The organism is Holdemanella sp. DFI.5.55 (assembly GCF_020593575.1).
Classification (GTDB): domain Bacteria; phylum Bacillota_I; class Bacilli_A; order Erysipelotrichales; family Erysipelotrichaceae; genus Holdemanella; species Holdemanella hominis.
Map to the genome: position 1 here is coordinate 1 of NZ_JAJDMK010000284.1, position 265 is coordinate 265.

Annotated in this window: 1 protein-coding gene; it reads right to left on the reverse strand. The window is 48.3% G+C overall.

The features are described 5' to 3' along the window. Window positions 1-265 (reverse strand): redoxin domain-containing protein (locus LJE08_RS14110; RefSeq protein ID WP_227403591.1); only part of this gene is annotated, 265 nt, incomplete at both ends.

Consider the following 265-nt stretch of genomic DNA (forward strand, 5'->3'; position numbering starts at 1 on the left):
CGCAGAATCTCCTCGGCGGAACGACCAATCCCCATGTTATTGATCGTGTATGACTGAATCTTGCCATCTGGGTCAACAATGAACACGCCACGGTAGGCTTGACCTTCATCTTCGTTTAAAACATCAAACATGCGTGCCAATTTACCGGCTGGGTCGGCCAACATGTGATACTTGATCTTGCCGATTTTTTCAGATGCTTCAGCCCAGGCCTTGTGAACGAATTCAGTGTCTTCTGAAACCGAGTAAATTTCCGCGTTGGCCTGCT